This is a genomic window from Stenotrophomonas sp., from assembly GCF_050737575.1.
In the GTDB taxonomy this organism is placed as follows: domain Bacteria; phylum Pseudomonadota; class Gammaproteobacteria; order Xanthomonadales; family Xanthomonadaceae; genus Stenotrophomonas.
Map to the genome: position 1 here is coordinate 42,585 of NZ_JBOHXW010000002.1, position 20,633 is coordinate 63,217.

17 protein-coding genes and 1 riboswitch are annotated in these 20,633 nt (G+C 64.8%); of the genes, 12 read left to right on the forward strand and 5 right to left on the reverse strand.

The features are described from left to right. Positions 1–17 precede the first annotated feature (17 nt). The 8 genes from dinB (at position 18) to ACREP4_RS03470 (ending at position 9,930) form a co-directional block, all read left to right on the forward strand. Complete coding sequence (gene dinB / locus ACREP4_RS03435; protein WP_431594815.1) at positions 18–1,106, forward strand: DNA polymerase IV; 1,089 nt, start codon at positions 18–20, stop codon at positions 1,104–1,106. Positions 1,107–1,204: 98 nt separating this feature from the next. Continuing rightward, entirely contained in the window at positions 1,205–1,852 is a 648-nt protein-coding gene (locus ACREP4_RS03440) for a phosphoglycolate phosphatase (RefSeq protein ID WP_431594816.1), read from the forward strand. Positions 1,853–2,206: 354 nt separating this feature from the next. Next, the gene (locus tag ACREP4_RS03445) at positions 2,207–4,423 is read left to right on the forward strand and encodes a TonB-dependent siderophore receptor (protein ID WP_431595306.1); all 2,217 of its coding nucleotides are present in this window, start codon (positions 2,207–2,209) and stop codon (positions 4,421–4,423) included. 13 nt (positions 4,424–4,436) lie between these two features. Next, positions 4,437–5,423, forward strand: a complete 987-nt coding sequence (locus ACREP4_RS03450; RefSeq protein WP_431594817.1) for an alpha/beta hydrolase — start codon at positions 4,437–4,439, stop codon at positions 5,421–5,423. A 125-nt stretch (positions 5,424–5,548) separates the two neighbouring features. Beyond that, on the forward strand, positions 5,549–6,949 hold the full coding sequence (locus ACREP4_RS03455) for a YncE family protein (RefSeq protein ID WP_431594818.1): 1,401 nt from the start codon (positions 5,549–5,551) through the stop codon (positions 6,947–6,949). A gap of 136 nt (positions 6,950–7,085) precedes the next feature. After that, entirely contained in the window at positions 7,086–8,123 is a 1,038-nt protein-coding gene (locus tag ACREP4_RS03460) for a heme/hemin ABC transporter substrate-binding protein (RefSeq protein WP_431594819.1), read from the forward strand. Then, a complete protein-coding gene (locus ACREP4_RS03465) occupies positions 8,123–9,163 on the forward strand; it encodes a FecCD family ABC transporter permease (RefSeq protein ID WP_431594820.1) in 1,041 nt (346 codons plus the stop codon). The genes ACREP4_RS03460 and ACREP4_RS03465 overlap by 1 nt, the downstream gene beginning before the upstream one ends. Then, positions 9,160–9,930, forward strand: coding sequence for a heme ABC transporter ATP-binding protein (locus ACREP4_RS03470; RefSeq protein WP_431594821.1), 771 nt, complete (start codon positions 9,160–9,162; stop codon positions 9,928–9,930). Before ACREP4_RS03465 ends, ACREP4_RS03470 begins: the two co-directional genes overlap by 4 nt. Before the next feature lie 433 nt (positions 9,931–10,363). Here ACREP4_RS03470 and btuB read toward each other — a convergent pair whose 3' ends face one another. Next, a complete protein-coding gene (btuB, locus tag ACREP4_RS03475; RefSeq protein ID WP_431594822.1) occupies positions 10,364–12,223 on the reverse strand; it encodes a TonB-dependent vitamin B12 receptor in 1,860 nt (619 codons plus the stop codon). Between the two features lie 115 nt (positions 12,224–12,338). Further along, positions 12,339–12,576: riboswitch (cobalamin riboswitch) on the reverse strand. A gap of 265 nt (positions 12,577–12,841) precedes the next feature. Between btuB and cobT the strand changes: the two genes are divergently transcribed. The 3 genes from cobT to cobS are packed head-to-tail and all read left to right on the forward strand — an operon-like array spanning position 12,842 to position 15,236. Further along, positions 12,842–13,912, forward strand: coding sequence for a nicotinate-nucleotide--dimethylbenzimidazole phosphoribosyltransferase (gene cobT / locus ACREP4_RS03480; protein WP_431594823.1), 1,071 nt, complete (start codon positions 12,842–12,844; stop codon positions 13,910–13,912). Continuing rightward, complete coding sequence (locus ACREP4_RS03485) at positions 13,909–14,496, forward strand: histidine phosphatase family protein (RefSeq protein WP_431594824.1); 588 nt, start codon at positions 13,909–13,911, stop codon at positions 14,494–14,496. The genes cobT and ACREP4_RS03485 overlap by 4 nt, the downstream gene beginning before the upstream one ends. Beyond that, a complete protein-coding gene (cobS, locus tag ACREP4_RS03490) occupies positions 14,493–15,236 on the forward strand; it encodes an adenosylcobinamide-GDP ribazoletransferase (RefSeq protein ID WP_431594825.1) in 744 nt (247 codons plus the stop codon). The genes ACREP4_RS03485 and cobS overlap by 4 nt, the downstream gene beginning before the upstream one ends. Before the next feature lie 231 nt (positions 15,237–15,467). Here cobS and ACREP4_RS03495 read toward each other — a convergent pair whose 3' ends face one another. The 4 genes from ACREP4_RS03495 to queD form a co-directional block, all read right to left on the reverse strand. Next, entirely contained in the window at positions 15,468–15,830 is a 363-nt protein-coding gene (locus ACREP4_RS03495) for a TfoX/Sxy family protein (RefSeq protein WP_431594826.1), read from the reverse strand. Beyond that, positions 15,827–16,309, reverse strand: coding sequence for a GAF domain-containing protein (locus ACREP4_RS03500; RefSeq protein WP_431594827.1), 483 nt, complete (start codon positions 16,307–16,309; stop codon positions 15,827–15,829). The genes ACREP4_RS03495 and ACREP4_RS03500 overlap by 4 nt, the downstream gene beginning before the upstream one ends. Positions 16,310–16,667: 358 nt before the next feature. Further along, complete coding sequence (locus ACREP4_RS03505) at positions 16,668–17,030, reverse strand: phasin family protein (protein WP_431594828.1); 363 nt, start codon at positions 17,028–17,030, stop codon at positions 16,668–16,670. Between the two features lie 239 nt (positions 17,031–17,269). Continuing rightward, positions 17,270–17,626 carry a 6-carboxytetrahydropterin synthase QueD gene (gene queD, locus ACREP4_RS03510; RefSeq protein WP_431594829.1) on the reverse strand — a complete coding sequence of 119 codons (357 nt, stop codon included), beginning with the start codon at positions 17,624–17,626 and terminating at the stop codon, positions 17,270–17,272. 197 nt (positions 17,627–17,823) lie between these two features. Between queD and ACREP4_RS03515 the strand changes: the two genes are divergently transcribed. After that, positions 17,824–20,451: a TonB-dependent receptor plug domain-containing protein gene (locus ACREP4_RS03515; RefSeq protein WP_431594830.1), complete on the forward strand. Its 2,628-nt coding sequence runs from the start codon at positions 17,824–17,826 to the stop codon at positions 20,449–20,451. Positions 20,452–20,633 lie beyond the last annotated feature (182 nt).

Genomic DNA, 20,633 nt, shown 5'->3' on the forward strand with positions numbered 1-20,633 from the left:
CGTTTCGGACTGTTGTCGTGGCCCAGCTTCGCAAGATCATCCATGTCGACATGGACGCCTTCTACGCGTCCGTGGAGCAGCGTGATGACCCCAATTTGCGCGGACGGCCGGTGGTGGTGGCCTGGAAAGGCGCCCGATCGGTGGTCTGCGCCGCCTCCTATGAAGCCCGCACTTTCGGGGTGCGCTCGGCGATGCCGGCGCTGCGTGCCGAGCGGCTGTGCCCGGACGCGGTGTTCGTGCCGCCGGACTTCGCCCGCTACAAGGCGGTGTCCCGGCAGATCCGGGAAATCTTCCTGCAGCACACGCCGCTGGTGGAGCCGCTGTCACTGGACGAGGCCTATTTGGATGTGACCGCGTCGCCGACCTGCGGCGGCATCGCCACCGAAATTGCCCGCACCATCCGCGCGCAGATCCGTGAAGTGACCGGGCTCACCGCATCGGCGGGCATCGCGCCGAACAAGTTCCTGGCCAAGGTCGCCTCGGACTGGCGCAAGCCTGACGGCCAGTTCGTGGTGCCGCCATCACGCGTCGAACAGTTCCTGACGCCGCTGCCGGTCAACCGCATCCCGGGCGTGGGCAAAGTGATGGCGGGCAAGTTGTCGGCATTGGGCATTGCCACCGTCGGCGATCTCAGAGAACTGCCGCTGGAACAGTTGGAAGCGTTGTTCGGCAGCTTCGGCGGCAGTTTGTATCGCCGTGCGCGTGGCATTGATGAGCGACCGGTGGAACCGGATCAGCCGGTGCAATCGATCTCCTCGGAAGACACCTTCGCCGAAGATGTGCCGCTGGGCAGCTTCGATGAAGTGATCACCCAGCTGGCAGAAAAAACCTGGCGCGCCACCGGACGCACCGAACGGGTAGGGCACACGGTGGTGCTCAAGCTCAAGACCGCACAGTTCCGCATCCTGACCCGCAGCTTCACCCCGGACACGCCGCCGATGTCAGTGGAAGAGCTGCGCGATATCGCCCTGGCGCTGTGCCAGCGCGTGCAGCTGCCGGCGGACACCTTGTATCGGTTGGTGGGCGTGGGCTTGTCGGGTTTTCGTGATCGCGAGGACGTGGTGGTGCAGGGGGATTTGTTCCGGGATGTGGAGTTGGATGATTGAGTGGCGCTGTGTTGGGGAGAGGGGGCGTCGCATAACGCCCAGGCCATTTCGTCCGCCGCCGCTACAATCACCCGCTTTCCGTAGTGGAGTGCGTGCACGTGGCAACGTCGGCGGTGGTGTTTGATCTGGATGGCACGCTGGTGGACAGCGCGAGTGATATCGCTGAAGCGGTGAACCGCATGCTTGAGGACCTGTCGTTGCCGCGTGTGAGTGAAGCCACGGTGCGCAGTTGGATCGGGGAAGGCGTGCGCAAGCTTGTGACGACTGCATTGCGCGATGCCGGGTGTGATCGCGCGCTGGATGAGGTGATGCCCGGCTTCATGCGTCATTACCACGCGTGTCTGTTGCGCAGCCCGCGTCTGTATGACGGTGTGACCGAAACGCTGGAAGCCCTGCAGCAACGCGGCTTGCCGATGGCTATCTGCACCAACAAGCCGGTGGCCTTGGTGCCGCCGTTGTTGAAGCACCTGGGGATTGATGGATTCTTCGCGCACATCATCGGCGGCGATTCGCTGCCGCAGCGCAAGCCGGCGCCGGAGCCGTTGCAGCATGTGGCGCAGCTGTTGGGCCAGCCGGTTCCGCACTGCGTGATGGTGGGCGATTCGGCGACCGACCTGCATGCGGCCAACAATGCTGGCATGCCCATCGTGCTGGTGCGCTATGGCTATACGCGCGATCTGGATCTGGACGCGGCCGATGCAATCGCGGTGATCGATGACATGCCGGCGTTGCTGCAGATCATCTGAGCCACTCCGGTAACGCCGGGCCATGCGCCGCAGCAGGCTTTCACGGGAAGCCGCAGCGGTGCACGGTCTTGCGTCACCGCCCTGTTGCGGAGTGGCGGGAAACGGGGCGTTAAGCTTTTCTCGGTGTGGGCACCCGTGTGGCGCATAGCTGCGCTCTATCGAAGGAGTGGAATGTCATTCCTTAAAGTTAGTAATAATCATTATCATTTGATGTAGAATGACGGCCATCACGCAGTCGCCTGGCGTCTTTTTCCGGCAGCTGCAATCGATCCTGCCGTACCTCAAGCCGTTCGCCAGAGGTTCGCACCCCACTGTCGAGAGGCTTCCCCCATGTCCCGTCGTTCTTCGTCGCGGTTGTCCGCGCGTGCTCTGTTGCCCCGTCGTCCGCTTGCCGTTGCGCTGACCCTGTCCGTATTGGTTGCTGGCTCCGCTGCTGCCGAAGGCGCGCCGGATGCCACCGATATCGACACGGTGCACGTCACCGCGGAGCAGATCGCGCGACAGGCATTGGGTACGTCGGTCATCACCTCGGTGGATCTGGAGCGCATGCCGCCGGCCAACGATCTGTCTGACGTGATCCGCCGCATGCCGGGCATCAATCTCACCGGCAATACCGCATCGGGTTCCTACGGCAATTTCCGCCAGATCGACATCCGTGGCATGGGCCCGGAAAACACCTTGATCCTGATCGACGGCCGTCCGGTGAGCTCGCGCGATTCGGTGCGCATGGGCCGCAGCGGTGAGCGCAACAGCCGTGGCGACAGCAACTGGGTGCCGGCCGAAGCGGTGGAACGCATCGAAGTGCTGCGCGGCCCGGCGGCGGCGCGTTACGGCTCCGGTGCATCCGGCGGCGTGGTCAACATCATCACCAAGAAGCCGACCGGCGATCTCACCGGCTCGCTCACGCTGTATGGCAGCCAGGCCGAGCACAGCGCCGAAGGCGACAGCGAGCGCGTCGGCTTCCAGTTGTCCGGCCCGTTGAGCGACCAGCTGTCGTTCCGCCTGTTCGGCAACGTCAACAAGACCGAGCCCGATTCGCTGGAACTCAACCAGGATTTCGCAACCGGCGTCACCCCGCCGGCCGGCCGTGAAGGCGTGCGTAACCGCGACATCAGCGGCCTGCTGCGTTACGACATCAACGACAACCATGTGCTGGAGCTGGATGCCAGCGTCAGCCGTCAGGGCAATATCTATTCCGGCGAGCGCGGCGTCAGTGGCGACGGCTTCCAGCGTTTGAATGATCTGTTCGGCGCCGAAACCAACGTGATGCTGCGTCGCTCGTTCGGTCTGACCCATCGCGGCAGCTACGACTGGGGCACCTCACGCATCACCGCGGCTTACGAAGACACCGACAACACGCGTCTCAACGAAGGCCTGGCCGGCGGCCCGGAAGGTTCGATCAACGAAGGCGCGACGTTCTCCACCTCCGAGCTGACCTCGGCGCGTGTGGATGGCGAAATCAACGTTCCGTTGAACTGGGGCGGTATCGACCAGGTGGCGACGCTCGGTTTTGAGTACCGTGACCTGCAGTTGGATGACCCGTACTCGGTCACGCAGAGTTCCAGCACCGGCGGCGGCATCCCGGGTTACACCGGCACCCGTACCGGCAAGACCGACCAGCAGTTCGCGGCCGTGTTCGTCGAAGACAACCTGTACATCGGCGACCGCTGGACGGTGACACCGGGCGTGCGCTTCGACCACCACTCGCAGTTCGGCAACAACGTCAGCCCCAGCCTCAACGTGCAGTTCAAGCTGGCGCAGGACTGGGCGATCAAGGGCGGCATCGCGCGTGCGTTCAAGGCGCCGAATCTGTACCAGGCCAACCCGGATTACCTGTACTACACGCGCGGCAATGGCTGCCCGGTGCTGAGCCCGAACATGGGCTCGGGGTGCTATGTGATGGGCAACGCCGATCTTGATCCGGAAACCAGCATCAACAAGGAAATCGGCATCGAGTGGGCGCCGGACAATGGCTGGCATGCGTCTGTCACCTATTTCCACAACGACTACAAGAACAAGATCGTTGCTGGCCAGGAGCGCATCGGCATCACCAACGACACCAAGGGCCAGGTGTTCCAGTGGACCAACGCGCCGGAGGCGATCATCCGTGGCGTCGAAGGCAACGTGAAGGTGCCGCTGATCGGTGGCGGCGATGTGTTGTCGTGGAATACCAACGTCACCTGGATGATCGAGAACGTCGACAAGACCACCGATCAGCCGCTGTCGATCATTCCCGAATACACCGTCAATACCTTCCTGGATTGGCAGGTCAACGCGCAGTTGTCGTTCATGTTGATCGGCACCTTCTACGGCAAGCAGGAGTCGGCCACGCAGGCGAGCACCACCGGTGCGTTGCTGCCGCCGGACACGCGTGCGGCGTATGACCTGTGGAGCCTGGGCGGCCAGTACCGGATCACGCCGAAGGTGCGTGTGGGGGCCGGCATCAACAATCTGTTCGACAAGCAGCTGTTCCGCGAAGGCACCACCAGCACCAGTGCAACCGGTGCCGGCGCCGATACCTACAACGAGCCCGGTCGCAGCTACTGGGTCAACCTGACCGTTGGTTTCTGACCCAGGCACTGCGATGAACAACCGCATACGCTCGCGCATCCACTTCCTGCTCATTGCCTTGCCGGCGCTGCTGCTGGCATCGCTGTTCTGCCCGCCGGCAATGGCACAGCAGCGCAACCCGGCACAGTTGATCGGCCAGACCGTGGCCGATACCGGCTCGGCGCACTATCGCTTCGAGCGGTTTGTGGTGTGCAGTGATGACGGCCTGCGGACGTGGCGGGTCAACCTCGGCATCCCGGCCGGCAAGGTGCCCAAGGCGGGCTTCCCGGCGCTGTGGATGCTGGACGGCAACGGTGCGTTGATGGAGTTCGATGCGCCGTTGTTGGAAGAGCTGGCGCAGACCCAGCCGACGGTGCTGGTGTTTGTCGGCTACGACAATCAGCAGCGCATCGATTCTCCTGCGCGTACCCGTGACTACACGCCGTCGGCCGAAGCACCGGACGAAGGCGGCGCGGCAGTTGGCGGCGGCGCCGATGCGTTCCTGGAAGTGCTGGAGCGTCGCATTCGTCCGCAGGTGGCACAGCGGGTGGCGGTGGACGCCGATCAGCAAGCGCTGTGGGGCCATTCGCTCGGCGGCCTGTTCGTGCTGCATGCCTTGTACACACGCGGTGGCGCGTTCCAGACCTACGTACCGGCCAGTCCGTCGCTGTGGTGGCAGCAGGGAATGATGTTGGGCGCGCCGGAGCAGCAGTTCATCGGCAACAACGCCGGCCACCGTGCGCGCGTCTTGATGATGCTCGGCGGCGGTGAGCGTGACCGCGACACCAGCAAACGCGACATGAACAACCCGCGTGTGCTGGCGCATCTCAAACGCGTTTCCGGTGCGCCGTCCGACGCGGCCGAGCAGCTGTCGGCGCGACTGCGGCAGGTGCCCGGTTTGAATGTCGAGTATCACCAGTTTGAAGGACTGGGCCACGGCCCGATGTTCCGCGCCTCGTTGATGCGCGCGCTGCATGAAATTACCGGTGTGCGTGATCGCAGTGGTGAGCCGCGCCCGTGACCTGATCGGCCTGTAGCCGCCAATCGGCGCGGGCCGCGGAACAATCCATTACCCAGGCAGCGTGATAGCCCAGGCAGAAACCCCGTCGCATGCAACGCATGCAGCAACCCAATAGGTACTGCCCCATGGCAAACGTTCGCTCACATGCTCTTCCACACACCGCCCGCGCTGCGCGTCCGCAGTTGCTTGGGTTGGCTCTGATGCTGGCAACCGGCGTGGCCGGTGCCCAGGTGTTCGCGCAGCCGGACAAACATTTCACCGGGAGCGTGCGTGCCACCGCACCGGTGGTATTGCCGGGCGGCGAAACCGGTATCGAAGGCAAGGACTTCACGCCGGGACAAAAGGTAACGTTGCTGCGCGGTGACACCGTGCTCAATCCGCAGCCTTACATCGTCGATGGCGAAGGCAAGTTCAGTGGCACGCTGGCGATTCCGGCCGACGCCGTGGCCGGCGCGCAACCCATCGTGGTGCGTGCTGCCGGCCCGGATGCGGCGTCGGTGTTCGCATTGCAGGTATCGCGCGAGGTGCCGTTGTCTGGTCAGGAACGCATCCAGGCGGTCAGCAACAAACTGGCGCAGGGTTTGTATCAAGTGGCCTACAGCCCGGCCAGCAAGGCTGCGTTCGTGACCAGCGCGGTCGGCCGCCCGCCGGTGAAGCAGTCCGAGCTGCTCAAGGTCGATCCGGAAACGCTGCAGGTCATCGCCCGCGTATCGCCGCAGGCGGCACCCGGCAATGACGGCAATCTCTACGCCGTGTACGGCGTGGGCGTGGACGACGCCAACGGCACGGTGTGGGTGACCAACACCCGCCAGGACACGGTGGCGGTGTATCGCCAGTCGGATCTGGCGCTGGTCAAGCAATTCCCGGTTGGTGCGGTGACGCATGCGCGAGACGTGGTGGTGGATGCACAGCGCAACCGCGCGTATGTGTCGGCCACTGGCGCGGACTACATCAGCGTGTTCGACACGCGCACGCTGCAGCAGTTGGACCACATCACCATCGCTTCCGGCAAGCGCGGCGAAACCTTCACCCCGGGCAGCCTGGATATCGATCCGGCGACCGGCAAGGTCTACACCGTCAGCCTGGCCGCGGCCGAAGCGGCCATCATCGACGGCGCAAGCGGCAAGGTCGAGAAAGTGTTCCCGTTGGTTGGCGCGCGTGATGCGATCGGCGTTGCATGGAACCCGGTTGCCAAGCGCCTGCTGGTGGTATCGCAGGGCAGTGACAACCTGCTGATCGTTGACCCGGCCACTGCCAAGGTCGAGCACGACGTCTACGTCGGCGCCGGTTCGTTGAATGTGTCCTACAGCCCGAGCACGCGCCTGGCCTACGTGAGCAACCGCGCCGCCGGCACCGTGACCGTGGTGGATGAGGCCGGCAAGATCGTTGCCAATCTCGACGGCGGCACCTATCCGAACCACGTCAGCAAAGGGCCGGAGACGGTGATGTTCGCGGTCAACAAGTCCAAGGGCGCGGACGACGCAAAGGGTGATCGCATCACCCGCTTCGTGCCGCAGCAGCGCTGAACAACGGCCACGCCGCGTGCGTGGCCGCGCAGTACGTACGCGGGAGATGCCAGCAGCGGCATCTCCCGCATTGTCATCAAGGATTGGCTGGCGGCTTGATGGAACGTGCGCCAGCACAATCGCCGAGGATACGAAGATGAAGACATCTACTGCAGTGCCGACGGCCCTTGGCCTGTTGCTTGCCGTGTTGCTTGCCGGTTGCGACCGCAGCCCGACACCGCCTGACGCTGGCGTCATCGTGCCTGCGAATGAAAGCGCTGAAGCCGACGCATTGCCGCAGGGCTGGAAGCGCGTCGCCGGCAAGGATGTGCCGCACGTCGCCGCCGTTGCACCGCAGTTGCCGACCAAGGTGCGTTCGGATGATGGCGCTGAGGTCGAGGTCAGCGACATCCGCCGGATTGTTGCCGGTGGCGATGATGTGATCGCAGTGATCGAAGCGCTGGGCCTTGGTGCCAATGTCTATGCCGCGCCGGAGCGCTCGGCAACGGCCGCGGGCATCGCGGCGGAGAAGCACTTCCTGTTCAACCGCACCACCGGCGTGGAAGGCGTGTTGAGCCTGGGCGGCAGCGTGTTCCTTGGCAACAGTCTGCGTCGTCACGCCGTGTTGGCCGAGCGCCTGCGTGCGACCGATCATGCCGCCGTGGTGATTGATGATCTGCAGCCGCCGGCCGACAAAGTGCGCAAGGTGGCCGATGCACTGGGCCTGTCGCAGCCGGGCCGTGAGTTGGCCGACAAGGTGCAGGCACAACTCGATCAGGCAGTGGCCATCGCAGCGGGTAATGCAACGCGTCCACGCGTGATTGCCTTGTCGGCCAGTGGCGCGGGCGGGTTGCCAACGGTTGCCGGTGCCGACAGCGCGGCCAATCAGCTGATCACCATTGCCGGCGGCATCAACATTGGCGAGGAGGCCGGCGTGGCCAACTATTCGCAGCTCAGCAACGAGGGTGTTGTTGCGGCGGCACCGGAGGTGATTCTGGTGACGGAGAACGATCTGCGTCTGTTCGGTGGCGAAGCCGGTCTGTGGAAGGCGTATCCAACCTTGAAGCACACACCGGCTGGCGCCGCCAATCGTGTCTGGGTGATGCCCGATGTTGAACTGAAGTCCACCAGTGTGGGTTCCGGTGCCGGTGCGCTGGCGTTGGCGCAGGCCTTGGCGGAACTCTCGCGCGGATGATGTCCGGGCAGGTCCGGCGGCCCAACGGCGCGCTGTTGTTGTGGATAGTGCTGGCGGTGCTGCTGGGCGCGGTGCTGTTGTCGTTCGGCACTGGGCCATTGAAGTTGCCGCCGGCCGATGTGCTGCAGGCCATCGCGGCAAAGTTTGGTTTGGCCGATCCGCACGCGGTGGGTGCGCGCGACATGGGCGTGGTCTGGCAGTTGCGTATTCCGCGCGCGCTGCTGGGTGCGCTGGTGGGCGCATCGCTGGCGATGGCCGGCGTTGCCTTGCAAGGCCTGTTTGGTAATCCGCTGGCGGACCCCGGCATTGTCGGCGTCAGTCAGGGCGCAGCGCTGGGCGCGGTCGCTGCCATCGTGCTGGGTGCCGGTGCGCTCGGCGTGTGGCTGATTCCGTTGGCGGCGTTTGCCGGCGGCGCAGCGGCCACCACGTTGATTTATCTGTTGGCGCGGCCCGGGCGCGGCGAGGGCACCGCCACCTTGCTGCTGGTCGGCATCGCCATTGGCGCAGGCTGTTCGGCGGCGGTGGGCTTTTTGACCTACATCGCCAGCGAGAGCGAGTTGCAGTCGCTGGTGTTCTGGCAGATGGGCTCGCTGGCCCAGGCCAGCTGGAGTGATGTGGTGGCCGCCGCGCCGGTGTTCGTCATCGGCCTGTTGGCGCTGTGCCGGTTGGCGACGGCGCTGGACATGCTGGCGCTGGGCGAGCGACAAGCGCGCCACATTGGTCTGGACGTCGCCCGCACGCGACTGTTGTTGGTGGCCTTCAGTGCGTTGCTGGTAGGCGCGGCAGTGGCCTTCGCCGGCAGCGTCAGTTTTGTGGGTCTGGTGGTGCCGCACCTGGTGCGCATGCTGGCGGGCCCGGGCCATCGCTGGCTATTGCCGTTGTCGGGCGTGACCGGTGCCTTGCTGATCGTGGTGGCCGACACGGCGGCACGCACGCTGGATCCGCCGTCGGAAATTCCACTGGGGCTGTTTTCCGCCGCGCTGGGCGCACCGTTCTTCCTGTGGCTGGTGCTGCGCAAGCGTGGCAGGGGGCAGGCATGAGCACACCCTTGCTGGCGCTGCGCAATGCCAGCGTGCGACGTGGCAACCGGCACGTGCTTGCCGATGTCAGCCTCCACCTGCAGGCGGGCAGCCTTATCGCGCTGGTTGGCCCCAACGGTGCCGGAAAATCCACGCTGTTGGCCGTGCTTGCCGGTGACATCGCGCCGGATCACGGCGATGCGCTGCTGCACGGTCGCGCGTTAGCCGAATGGCCGGTGCGCGAGCTGGCATTGCAGCGTGCGGTGATGGCGCAGGATCACGCCGTACATTTTGCCTTCAGCGTGCGCGAAGTGGTGGCGATGGGGCGCTTGCCGCATCCGGCCGATCCTGCGGAAGACACCCGCATCGTTGACGAAGCACTGACTGAAGTGGATGTCAGCGCATTGGCTGCGCGCGACGTGCAGACCTTGTCCGGCGGCGAAGCGGCCCGCACCTCGCTGGCCCGCGCGCTGGTGCAGCGCACGCCGGTACTGCTGCTGGACGAACCCACCGCCGCGCTCGACCTGCGCCATCAGGAACGCACCCTGCACAGCGCTCGCGAATTCGCCCGGCAAGGGCGTTGTGTGGTGGTGGTGCTGCATGACCTCAATCTCGCCTCGGCCTACGCAGACCGCATCGTGATGCTGTGCGAAGGCCGCATCGCCGCCGATGGCACGCCACGCGAGGTACTCACCCGCGAGACCATCGCACAGGTCTACGCACAGCCGGTGCAGGTGATCGAGCACCCCACACGCGGCGTGCCGCTGGTGGTGCCTTGCGACGAGTGAGCGGCACCACGCGTGGTGAATCAGTGTTCGCGCTGCCCCCTCTCCCCAACCCCCGCTCCGCGCCCCAGCCTTCGCTAGACGCGAAGGCGCTAGGAGCGCAGCGAATCAGTGATTCGCAAGCTGCTCTCCGTCGCCCCGCGAGGGGAGAGGGGCTTCAAGCAAAGCTCCGACGGACCATAGCTCCGCTCTGCGCCGGTTTGCACAGATCGCAGCATTCAAGCCCCTCTCCCCTTGCGGGAGAGGGGTTGGGGAGAGGGGTCGCGCGACGCCTGGCCGTTCAAAAGGAATCACCGTAGTGCCGAGCCATGCTCGGCAGATGCTCCACCGATAACGCCCCAGCGGAGCACGACTCCGCTCCACCGACATTCGTGCGCCCAAAAAAATGCCCCGGCGATCACACCGGGGCATTGCCTCACCATCGAACCCCTTGGGCTCAGTTGGCGGAGCGGTAACGCAGGGTCAGCTGGTACTCACGGCCCGGCTGGTTGTACCAGGCAATGGTTTCGTACTCGCGGTCGAACACGTTGGCGGCCTTGGCCTGCACGCTCCATGCATCGTTGATGGCGTACTCAACGCGCACATCCAGGGTGCCGTAACCGGCCAGACGCACCGTGTTGGCGGCGTTGTCGAAGCGGTGGCCGCTGCCCGCAGCGGTCACGCCAAGACGCAGCGGGCCGAAGCGCTTGTCCACATCCAGACGACCGCTGGTGCGCGCGCGGCGAGCCAGCAGGTTGTCGTAGGTAGCAGCACCGGAGGTGTGGTCACGCGGGTCGGTGAAGCTGGCCTGCGCGTTGATGTCGAACCCTGCCAGCGACAGGTAACCGGTCAGCTCGGCACCACGGATGCGGGCTTCGGCCACGTTGACCAGATCGAAGTTGCTGTCGTAGCCGATCAGCTGATCGATGCGGGTTTCGTAGGCGTTGAAGGTCCAGTTCCAGTTGTCGGCGTACTGCGCGATGCCGAGGTTCAGGCTCTTGGATTCTTCCGGCTTCAGGTCCGGGTTGCTGAAGCCCGGGTAGTACAGGTCGTTGAAGGTCGGTGCCTTGAAGCCGGTGCCGGCGCTGGCGGTCAGGCGGAAGCCGTTGCCGAAGGCGAAGCCGTAACCCAGGCTGCCGGTGGTGTGGTTGCCGAACTGTTCGTTGTCGTCATTGCGCACGCTGGCCTGCAGCGAGTGCGCGCCGAACTGGCCCTGGTACTCGACGAACACGCCGGTGTTGTCGCGGTCGTTGATGTTGAATGCGGTGGAGCTGGTGACCTTGTCGTTCTGCCAATCGACACCGGCGGTCAGCTGCTGGCCTTCAGCGAGCTGGATGTCGCCCTGCACGCTGGCGGTATCGCGACGCGTGTCGAAGTTGCTGGCGAAGGTGCGGCTGCCGTCGGCAGCAAAGTAGTTGTCGGCCTGGTCACGGTTGCGGCCGACCTGTGCGATCAACTGGAACGCATCGGATGCCGCCCATGCCAGCTTGCCGCCGTAAACCTGCTGCAGATTCTCGGCTTCATTGCCACCGAAGATGCTGCCGTCGTATTCGTTGAAGCTGTCGGCGTTGAGTACGTGGCCTTCCAGGCTCAGCGTGTCGGTCAACGCATAGCCGGCGCGCACGTTGATGGAGGTGTTGCGGTAGCCATCGCGGTCGGGCTCTTCCACATAGCAGCCCTGGAACAGGGCGGACGAGCCGTTGCAGGCATTGATGCCATCGGTCTTCTGGTAGCCGCCCTGGGCCGAGATCCAGCCGCGCTCACCACGATTGCTGAAGCCGGCGCTGGCCTGGCGCAGGTTGTTGCTGCCTGCGGTCAGCGACAGGTTCTGCTGCAGGCCCTTGCCAGCGGTGCGGGTGAAGATCTGGATCACGCCGCCAATGGCTTCAGAGCCGTACAGGCTGGAACGCGGGCCGCGCACGATCTCAACGCGCTCGATCTGGTCGACCGGCAGGTCCTGCAGCGCAGCCATGCCGCTGGTGGCCGAGCCCACGCGCACGCCGTCCACCAGCACCAGCACCTGGTTGGAGTTGCTGCCACGCAGGAACAGCGAGGTGATCTTGCCGGTGCCGCCCTGGTTGACGAAATCCAGACCGGCGCGGCCGCGCAGCAGTTCCAGCACGGTGTTGGCCTGGCTGCGGTCGATCTGGTCACGGTTGATCAGCTGTACCGGCACCACGCTGTCCTTGAGGACAACCGGGGTACGGGTAGCGGTGACGGTGACGTCGTCCAGCTCGGTCGGTGCGTTCTGGGCAGCGGCAACGGCCGGCAATGCCAGCGCCAGGGCGAGGGAAAGGGTGTGGTAATGCAGTTTCATGGAGGCTCCTGGACCTGCACGCTCCCGCGCAGGCGGATGGGTTGGGCTGCCATGAGAGGGAAGTGACGGAGGTCGCGCACACGGCGCCACAGCCGCCGCCATGCCCTCCGCATCGCAACCAGTCGGCTTTCGGGCCGGTCTCCGGACTCGCAGGCGAAGCAGCGTGGCTGCTTCCGACCAGGCGCCTTCCCGTGCCTTGCACAGTGGCGGTATTGCCTGATCTTGTCCTGCTTACCGTTGCGGGGGCAGTGCCGGAATGGCGAGCGGCTGGAATTCCAACCGTGTGCGGCACCGGCTTCCCGTTTCAACCGGCCGGCGTATGCCGGTCGGTCACCCGAAAGTGCGCGCATTCTATGCCATGACGCAGGGACGGTACTGAACGAATGTCAGGAGCCGCACGATCAAGTGCCGGAGACCCAGCACCCGAGCCGTGGGAGCGGGCTTGGCCGCGAAGCAAACAGAGCCACCACCTGCGGACCAATCCGCAATTGCAGGCATGTTGTCTGTAGCGGTTGCATCGTCAGCTTCGCGGCCACGGTCGTTCCTGCGCGCGTCCGCCGTCCTGTTTCCGGCCGTCCGGCTAGAATGCGCACCGCAGTCGCAGTATTTGGAACAGTCGTGACAGAAACATGGTTCGAGCAAGCCTGTGGGCTGCCGTCGCAGGAACACCGCCAGCGTGCCATCGTCCGCCAGCGCCAGCTGACCAAGCCCGAAGGTGCGCTGGGTCGATTGGAAACGCTGGCCATCGAGTTGGCCGCCTTGCAGGCCACCGATACGCCACAGGCGCAACGCGTGCCGGTGGTGGTGTTTGCCGCTGACCATGGCGTGACCGGGCAGGGTGTGTCGGCGTACCCGGCCGAAGTCACCGTGCAGATGTTGCGCAACTTCGCCGGTGGCGGCGCCGCCATTGCCGTGCTGGCGCGCGAACTGGGCCTGCCGCTGCATGTGTGGGATGTCGGCAGTCGTGCCAGCGCGCCCATCACCGGCGTGGTCAGCGATAAAGCCCGCGCAGGCACGGATGACTTCAGCACCGGCCCGGCGATGTCGGCCACCGATCTGGACGCCGCATTCGCCGCCGGTCGTCGCGCGGTGGAAGCGGCCTGTGTCGATGGCGCCGAGCTGTTGGTGTTCGGCGAAATGGGCATCGGCAATACCACGGCTGCCAGCGCGCTCGCCGCCGTGCTTGGTCCGTTGCCGCTGGACGAACTGGTCGGCGCCGGCACCGGCTTGGATGCGGTGCGCATGGTGCAGAAGAAAAACATCATTGCCCGCGCGTTGACGCTGCATGGTGATGCGATCAACCGCGCGGCGTTGCCCGGCTGCGAAGCCCTGCAGCGCGTCGGTGGTCTGGAAATCGCCGCAATCAGCGCGGCCATGATCGCAGTCGCGCAACGCAAGGTGCCGGTGCTGGTGGATGGCTTCATCGTCAGCGCTGCCGCACTTGCCGCAGTGCGCATCAATCCCGGCGTGCGGCCATGGTTGCTGTTTTCGCATCAGTCGGCCGAGCGCGGCCATGTCCGTTTGCTGGAAGCGCTGCAGGCGCAGCCGCTGCTTTCGCTGGATCTGCGCCTGGGGGAAGGTTCGGGCGCTGCGTTGGCATTGCCGCTGGTGCGCATGGCCTGCGCCTTGCACAACCAGATGGCGACCTTTGCCGAAGCATCGGTGGCTGATCGCGGTGGCCTGCAATGATTCTGGATTTGATGCGTCACGCATCCACCGGTCGCCAGGGGCATCTGGATGGCCGCACCGATCCACCATTGATCGACGGCGCGATGGACGCGCTGTACCGCTGCCACGCCGGCATTGGCTGGAGCCGCGTGATCACCTCGCCACGTCGTCGCGCGCTGGATACCGCGCACGCGCTGGTGGCAGGCAGCAATCAGTTCTGCGAGATCCATCCGGATTGGGCCGAACTGGATTTCGGCGATTGGGACGGCCTGCATTTCGACGAACTGCCGGCCGAACAATTGGCCGCGTTCTACGAAGAACCGCATGACGTGGTGCCGCCCAACGGCGAATCGTGGCAACAGTTCCAGGCGCGCGTGGAAGAACAACTGCACCGCTTGGTGGACGAAGACGACGGCGATGGTCTGCCGGTGTTGGTGGTCAGCCATGCCGGCGTGTTGCGCATGGCCATCTCACGCATCTGCGGCATGCCGTTGTCGATGTTGTGGGCAATACGCATTGATTACGGCACCCGCGTGCGCCTGCGTGTCGAGCGCGATGAAGACGGACGCCTGTGGGGCGAGCTGCTGGAGTTGCGGCAACCATGATCGCGCGCCGGCTGATCCTCGCCATCCAGTTCCTGACCCGCCTGCCGACACCGCAGGTGAAGGAGTTCCGTCAGGACGATCTCAGTCGCTCGGCGGTGTATTACCCGCTGGTGGGCGCGATCATCGGCGTGTTGCTGGCGTTGCCGCTGTACGGTTTTGGCGAACGCCCGTGGCTGGCCGGCGTGCTGACGTTGCTGGTGTGGGTGTGGGTGACTGGCGCGCTGCACCTGGACGGACTGGGCGATGTGGCCGACGCATTCGGTGCCGCGCATCGCGATCCACAACGCTTCCTTGAAGTGTTGAAAGACCCGCACATGGGCGTGTTCGGCGTGGTCACGCTGATCATGCAGTTGCTGCTGAAATTCGTGCTGCTCACCGAGTTGGCAGTGAGCCCGCTCTGGTACGGCATCGTGCTGGTGCCGGTGTGGGCGCGCTGGGGCACGTTGTGGTGGAGCCGCCTGCTGCCGTCATTGCATGGCGCCGGCATGGCCGAGCGTTTTTCCTGGCAGTTGAGCCTGCGGTCGATGTGGCTGTGGGCCGCGGCGTTGACGCTGATCACCGCCTTCGTCGCCTGGCCGCTGTTGCTGGCGTTGTTGCTGGTGCCGCTGGTTGCGATGTATTGGCGGCGTACGCTCGGCGGCATTTCCGGCGACTGCCTGGGTGCAAGCGTTGAGGTCAGCGAGAGCCTGCTGCTGTTGGCGCTGGTGTTGTTGGGTGGGATTGAGTTGCCGCTTGGCTGAGCGAAGGCACTGCCTTGCCCGCTGTCCCTTCTCCCATGTATGGGAGAAGGTGCCCCGCAGGGGCGGATGAGGGCATGGACAAAGCCTCGCAGTACGATCCGCATCCATAGCTTCGCGGCGAACGCCGCTCCTAGAACTGCGAAGTGCACGCAATCTTCCTTCTCCCACCGGGAGAAGGTGCCCCGAAGGGGCGGATGAGGGTGCGAGCGAAGCCCTGCAATACGCTCCGCATCAATCTTCGCTGAAGCGGATCTCGTCGGTTTCTTCGTCGTCCGCATCCTGCTGCATGCGGGTTTCATGCACCGGCCCGGCGACCTGCGCACCACGCGCGGCAGGCAGTTCGCCCACGGCGGTTTCGTACTCACTGACCAACTGCTGCCGACGTGCTTCGGGTACTTCCTGCCAATGGCAGCCGACCAGCGCGCCTTCCAGCGAATACAGCAGGTTGAGGCTGGGCTTGAAGCCCGCGCGCTTCACTTTCATGAAAGCGCCCACCGCACCGACCATGATCAAATCCTGCTCGCTGCGCAGGCCAACCTGACGCAGCCAGGCCGCACTCTTGGGGCCGATATTGCGCAGCTTGGTGGTGCTCACCGCAGCGCCTCGACGAACACCTGGGCAATCGCTTCCAGCCCGGCTTGATCGTCGGCATCAAAGCGCGCAACCACCGGGCTGTCGATATCGAACACGCCGATCAATTCGCCGTCGCGCAGCAGCGGCACAACCAGCTCTGAACGCGATGCCGAATCACAGGCGATGTGGCCGGGGAAAGCATCCACATCTTCGATCCGTTGCGTCTGGCGGCTGCTTGCCGCCGCGCCGCAAACGCCCTTGTGCAACGGAATGCGCACGCACGCGGGCAAGCCCTGGAACGGGCCGACGACGAGTTCTTTACCGTCGTAGAAATAGAAACCCACCCAGTTGAGCTGCGGCAGTGCGTGATAGACCAGCGCGGACAGGTTGGCGGCATTGGCAATGCGATCGACTTCGCCATGCACCAATGCGCGGGCTTGGGCCAGCAGCTGGGCGTACTGTTCCGGCTTGCTGCCGGTGAGCGTATTGGCATTGAACATCGTAAGAGTCTACCGCTTGCCGGGGCTGCCGAATCTGCCAGATCCAGCGGGGTTCCGCCAACACCTGTAGCCCGGCTATGCGCAAGCGCAGCCGCGGCGGTGTGCAAGGTCCTGCGACACCCGCATGGGAACGCTCACATCGAGCGACGGTGCGTGTTCTTGGCGATCCGAACCCGGTCGCGCTGACCGCTTGGCCGGGCACGGGAGCGCAGCAGCAATGGGCTGCGTTTGCAGAGGACGATGCGTCTGCGCAGCGATTACCCGTTGGCGAATTTCGGACAAAAAAAGACCCGGCAGCGGGAGGGAGCTGCCGGGTCCGGATTGCGCGGGGGAGGGACCGCGCAAATTCGTTAGGTGATCAACGCGGCTTGCGGCCTGCCGAGGTTTGGCTGGCCGCAAATGGTTGGCGTACCAACGCGCCGAGTGCCTCGCCGGTCTTCAAGCTCAGCCCAATGGTTTCCTGGTTGGCCGTGGCCAGACGCTCAAGGTTGTCGCGCGCCACCTGCAGCCCCTTGGGCAACAGCGCCTGCAGATCCACCTGTGCGCCGCCTTGGGTCAGTTCACCGAAGAAGCTGGCTGCAGCGTTGGTGTTGCGTTCCAAGGTGCGCAGCTGCACGCCGAACACGCTTTCAGCATTCTCCAGCGTCAGCCGGTTGGCGCGATTGGCCGCTGCGGCGAGCTGCTGGGTATAGCTGCTGAAATCGTTGGCTTGGGCGGACATCAGAAATTCCGGAGCACGTTTGTTGCGATGCAGCATAGCTCGATTGTGGCGAGGTGCAAGCATCCGCTGGCAAATTCTGATGGTCGTTCAGATTTCAAACGTCGCGCCTCCCTTTCGGCGCTGGTAGTGGAGAGGGCCGGGGAGGGGTGCCTTTTGAGCGGACTTGCAAGAGCCCCCCCTCCTCAACCCTCCCCTGGGCGCACGCCCAAGGGCGGGTGCAGAAGATGCCGTCCGCGCCGTTACGGCCCGCGGTAGCTGCAGCCCGACGTGCAGGTTTCGTGCACCACCACTTCGCTCAACAGCGGCAGGGTGGGCTTCAGGCGTTCCCAGATCCACATCGACAGGCGCTCGCTGGTGGGGTTCTCCAGGCCGGCGATGTCGTTGAGGTAGTTGTGGTCGAGCTGGTCGTACAGCGGCTGGAAGGCGGCCTTCAGATCGCTGAAATCCATGATCCAGCCGGTGTCTTCGCCCGGCTCGCCGCTGACCTTCAGCTCGATCCGGAACGAATGGCCGTGCAGCCGTGCGCACTTGTGGCCGGGCGGGACGTTGGGCAGCCGGTGGGCGGCCTCGAGGGTGAAAACCTTGAAAATATCCATGGGCGCAATTGTAGGGCGCGCATGGCGTGAAGCGGCTGGATTGCAGCGCAAGGCGGAAGGATGGGTTTCATATATTCATTCATCTTGATAGAGAGATGTAACAACTTGTTATGTCCGCATGAAGGGATGTTATTGGCCGGACATTTGCCGTGCATGCGCTACTGCCGCAGTCGCTCCCACTCTCCCCCAAGAATTCCATGCTCAATCGCTCCTTGCTTGCGTTGGCCGTCGCGGCCATCGTCGCCACGCCGTCCCTCGCCTCGGCCGAAGCCGCCAACGACAGCAAAACGCTGGATGCGGTGCGCGTGACCGGCTCCAACATCAAGCGCACCGATACCGAAACCGCCAACCCGGTGCAGGTGATCGAACGCCAGCAGCTGGAGCAATCCGGCAAGGCCACCGTCGCCGATCTGCTGCGCTCCATCTCGGCCAACACCGGCAATGCCGCCAACGAAACCAGCAACAGCGGTTGGGCCTCGGGCTCGGCAGGTATCGGCCTGCGTGGCTTGTCGCAGAAGAACACGCTGGTGCTGCTCAACGGCCGCCGCCTGGCCAACTATGGCTTCCCGTCGGGTGGGTTGTCGGACACCTTCGTCGACCTCAACGCCTTGCCGCTGGTGGCGGTGGAACGCATCGAAGTACTGAAGGACGGTGCGTCGGCGGTGTACGGCTCCGATGCGGTGGCTGGCGTGGTCAACGTCATCACCCGCCAAGGGTTTGAAGGCGCGGAAGTCGGCGTCAGTGGCGGCACCGCCGATGCAGGCGGGCTGGACCAGCAGAACCTCAAGTTCGTCGGTGGCATCGGTGATCTGGCCAGCGATGGCTACAACATCCTGGTGTCGCTGGAGGGCTACAACCGTGATCGGTTGGACCAGGACGAACGCGATCTCACCCGCTCGGGCATCTACACCGACAAGGCCGGTGGCCGCTGGAATGGGTGGTCGGCCAAAGGCGCGCGTTTCCTGATCGGCGGAAAGTCGGTGCCGATGCTTGATGCTGCCGGCAACTGCCCGGAAGGCACTGTGCTCACCGCCAGCGGCCCCATCGACGGCCTGGCCGGCGACACCTGCGCCTTCAACCAGGCGCCGTACACCACGCTGATTCCCTCGACCAAACGCTGGCAGGCCTACGTCAACGGCACGCTGCGGGTGAGCGACTCGGTGGAGGCCTTTGCTGAGGTGATCTACAGCGACATCAAGGGCGTGTCGTGGTTTGGTTCCAGCCCGTTCTTCACGCTGGAGAGCGGCCGTTTCGCGCTCAACGCCGACACCGGTCTGGCCGAGCCGGTCAGCTCCAACCTGCCGGCCGGCAATCCGTACAACCCGTATGGCGTGGACGTGCCGATCGAGTACACGTTCTTCAACCTGGGCGGCACCATCAAGACCAACCGTTCGCGTTCCTATCGCGGCGTGCTTGGCCTGCGCGGGCAGGGCGAGAAGTGGGATTGGGAAGTGGGCGCATTCCAGGCGGCCAGCAAGCAGCGCGAAACCGTCGCCGGTGGCTTCGCCAATCGTTGGACGCTGTATGACGCATTGGCTTCGGGCAGCTACAACCTGCTCAATCCATCCGCGACCGATCCCGCCGTGTTGGCCGCAATCGGCCTGAGTACGCTGCGCCCGGCAAACTCGGTGCTCAAGGGGCTGGATGCCAAGGTATCCGGCACGCTGGGTGAAACCTGGGCCGGCGCGATTGGTTTCGCCGGCGGTGTTGAGTGGCGCCAGGAAAAGCTCGACTCCAACAACCCGTGGCAGATCGATGCCGGTCTGCAGGTGCGCCCGGCCATCGCCGAGGTGCACGGTCAACGTCAGGTCACGGCAGCGTATGCGGAAGTAAACGTGCCGCTGCACAGTACGCTGGAACTGCAGGCGGCGGCGCGCGCGGATCATTACAGCGACTTCGGTGATGCGTTCTCGCCCAAGTTGGGCCTGCGCTGGCAGCCGCAGGATTGGCTGCTGGTGCGCGCATCGGCGTCGCGTGGCTTCCGTGCGCCGTCGTTGTCGGAGAATTCGGCGTCCACCAGCATCGCCTACGGCTCGGTGGTGGACCCGCACGATCCGGACGTGCCGGGCTCGCGCCAGAACCCGACCTTCTTCACCGTCGGCAATAACAATCTGGACCCGGAACGCACCCGCAGCGTCAACGCCGGCTTCGTGCTGTCGCCGTGGGAAAACACCAGCCTGAGCGTCGATTACTACCGCATCAAACTGGACAACCTGATCGGCAGCGGCAACACCACCACGTTGGTTCAGGAGAACGACCCGGCCAACGTCGTGCGTGATTCACGCGGCAAGCTGCTGGCGGTCTACAACCGCTACCAGAACCTGAGCGAGCTGCAGACCTCGGGCATCGATGTGGAACTGCGCCAGCGCTGGTCCACCGCACGCGCCGGTGACTTCGGTCTGTCGAGTGCGTTGACCTACGTCATCGACTACAAGCGTCCGCAGGTGACCAACGGCCCGCTGGTGGATTACGCCGGCTCAAACCTCGGCCCGTCACTGCCCGACACCAAGGCCACCACCACGCTGGACTGGGCGCTGGGTGATTGGCGCACCGCGCTGACCTGGTACTACACCAGCAGCTACGACCAGCAGGGCAGCGTCGCGGCCAAGGCCGTGCAGTCGGAGGTCGCCAGTTTCAGCCAGTTCGATCTGTACCTGGGATACACCGGCATCGATAAGCTCACCGTCTACGCCAAGGTGCAGAACATCGGCGACCGCCAGCCGCCGTACGACGCTACCTTCCCGGGTGTGCGCGCACCGTATGACTTCAGCCAGTACGACCTGCGCGGTCGCTATTACACGGTCGGCTTCGACTATCGCTTCTGACCACCCGGCGCGCAGCAATCAAAGCCCCTCTCCCGCCTGCGGGAGAGGGGTTGGGGTGAGGGCAGCTCCTGTAGAGCGCAGCCAAGCTGCACTGGGGCATTACCGCAGCTGCGCTGAAGCATTCCCGGTAACGCCTCTGCCGAGCATGGCTCAGCACTACCGCCGTCCCGCTTTTCATCACT

Coding starts and splice junctions, on each gene's coding strand:
- ACREP4_RS03450 (WP_431594817.1), top strand. CDS start 4,437: ATGAACAACCGCATACGCTCGCGCATCCACTTCCTGCTCATTGCCTTG.
- ACREP4_RS03455 (WP_431594818.1), top strand. CDS start 5,549: ATGGCAAACGTTCGCTCACATGCTCTTCCACACACCGCCCGCGCTGCG.
- ACREP4_RS03460 (WP_431594819.1), top strand. CDS start 7,086: ATGAAGACATCTACTGCAGTGCCGACGGCCCTTGGCCTGTTGCTTGCC.
- ACREP4_RS03465 (WP_431594820.1), top strand. CDS start 8,123: ATGTCCGGGCAGGTCCGGCGGCCCAACGGCGCGCTGTTGTTGTGGATA.
- ACREP4_RS03470 (WP_431594821.1), top strand. CDS start 9,160: ATGAGCACACCCTTGCTGGCGCTGCGCAATGCCAGCGTGCGACGTGGC.
- btuB (WP_431594822.1), bottom strand. CDS start 12,223: ATGAAACTGCATTACCACACCCTTTCCCTCGCCCTGGCGCTGGCATTG.
- ACREP4_RS03485 (WP_431594824.1), top strand. CDS start 13,909: ATGATTCTGGATTTGATGCGTCACGCATCCACCGGTCGCCAGGGGCAT.
- cobS (WP_431594825.1), top strand. CDS start 14,493: ATGATCGCGCGCCGGCTGATCCTCGCCATCCAGTTCCTGACCCGCCTG.
- ACREP4_RS03500 (WP_431594827.1), bottom strand. CDS start 16,309: ATGTTCAATGCCAATACGCTCACCGGCAGCAAGCCGGAACAGTACGCC.
- ACREP4_RS03505 (WP_431594828.1), bottom strand. CDS start 17,030: ATGTCCGCCCAAGCCAACGATTTCAGCAGCTATACCCAGCAGCTCGCC.
- queD (WP_431594829.1), bottom strand. CDS start 17,626: ATGGATATTTTCAAGGTTTTCACCCTCGAGGCCGCCCACCGGCTGCCC.
- ACREP4_RS03515 (WP_431594830.1), top strand. CDS start 17,824: ATGCTCAATCGCTCCTTGCTTGCGTTGGCCGTCGCGGCCATCGTCGCC.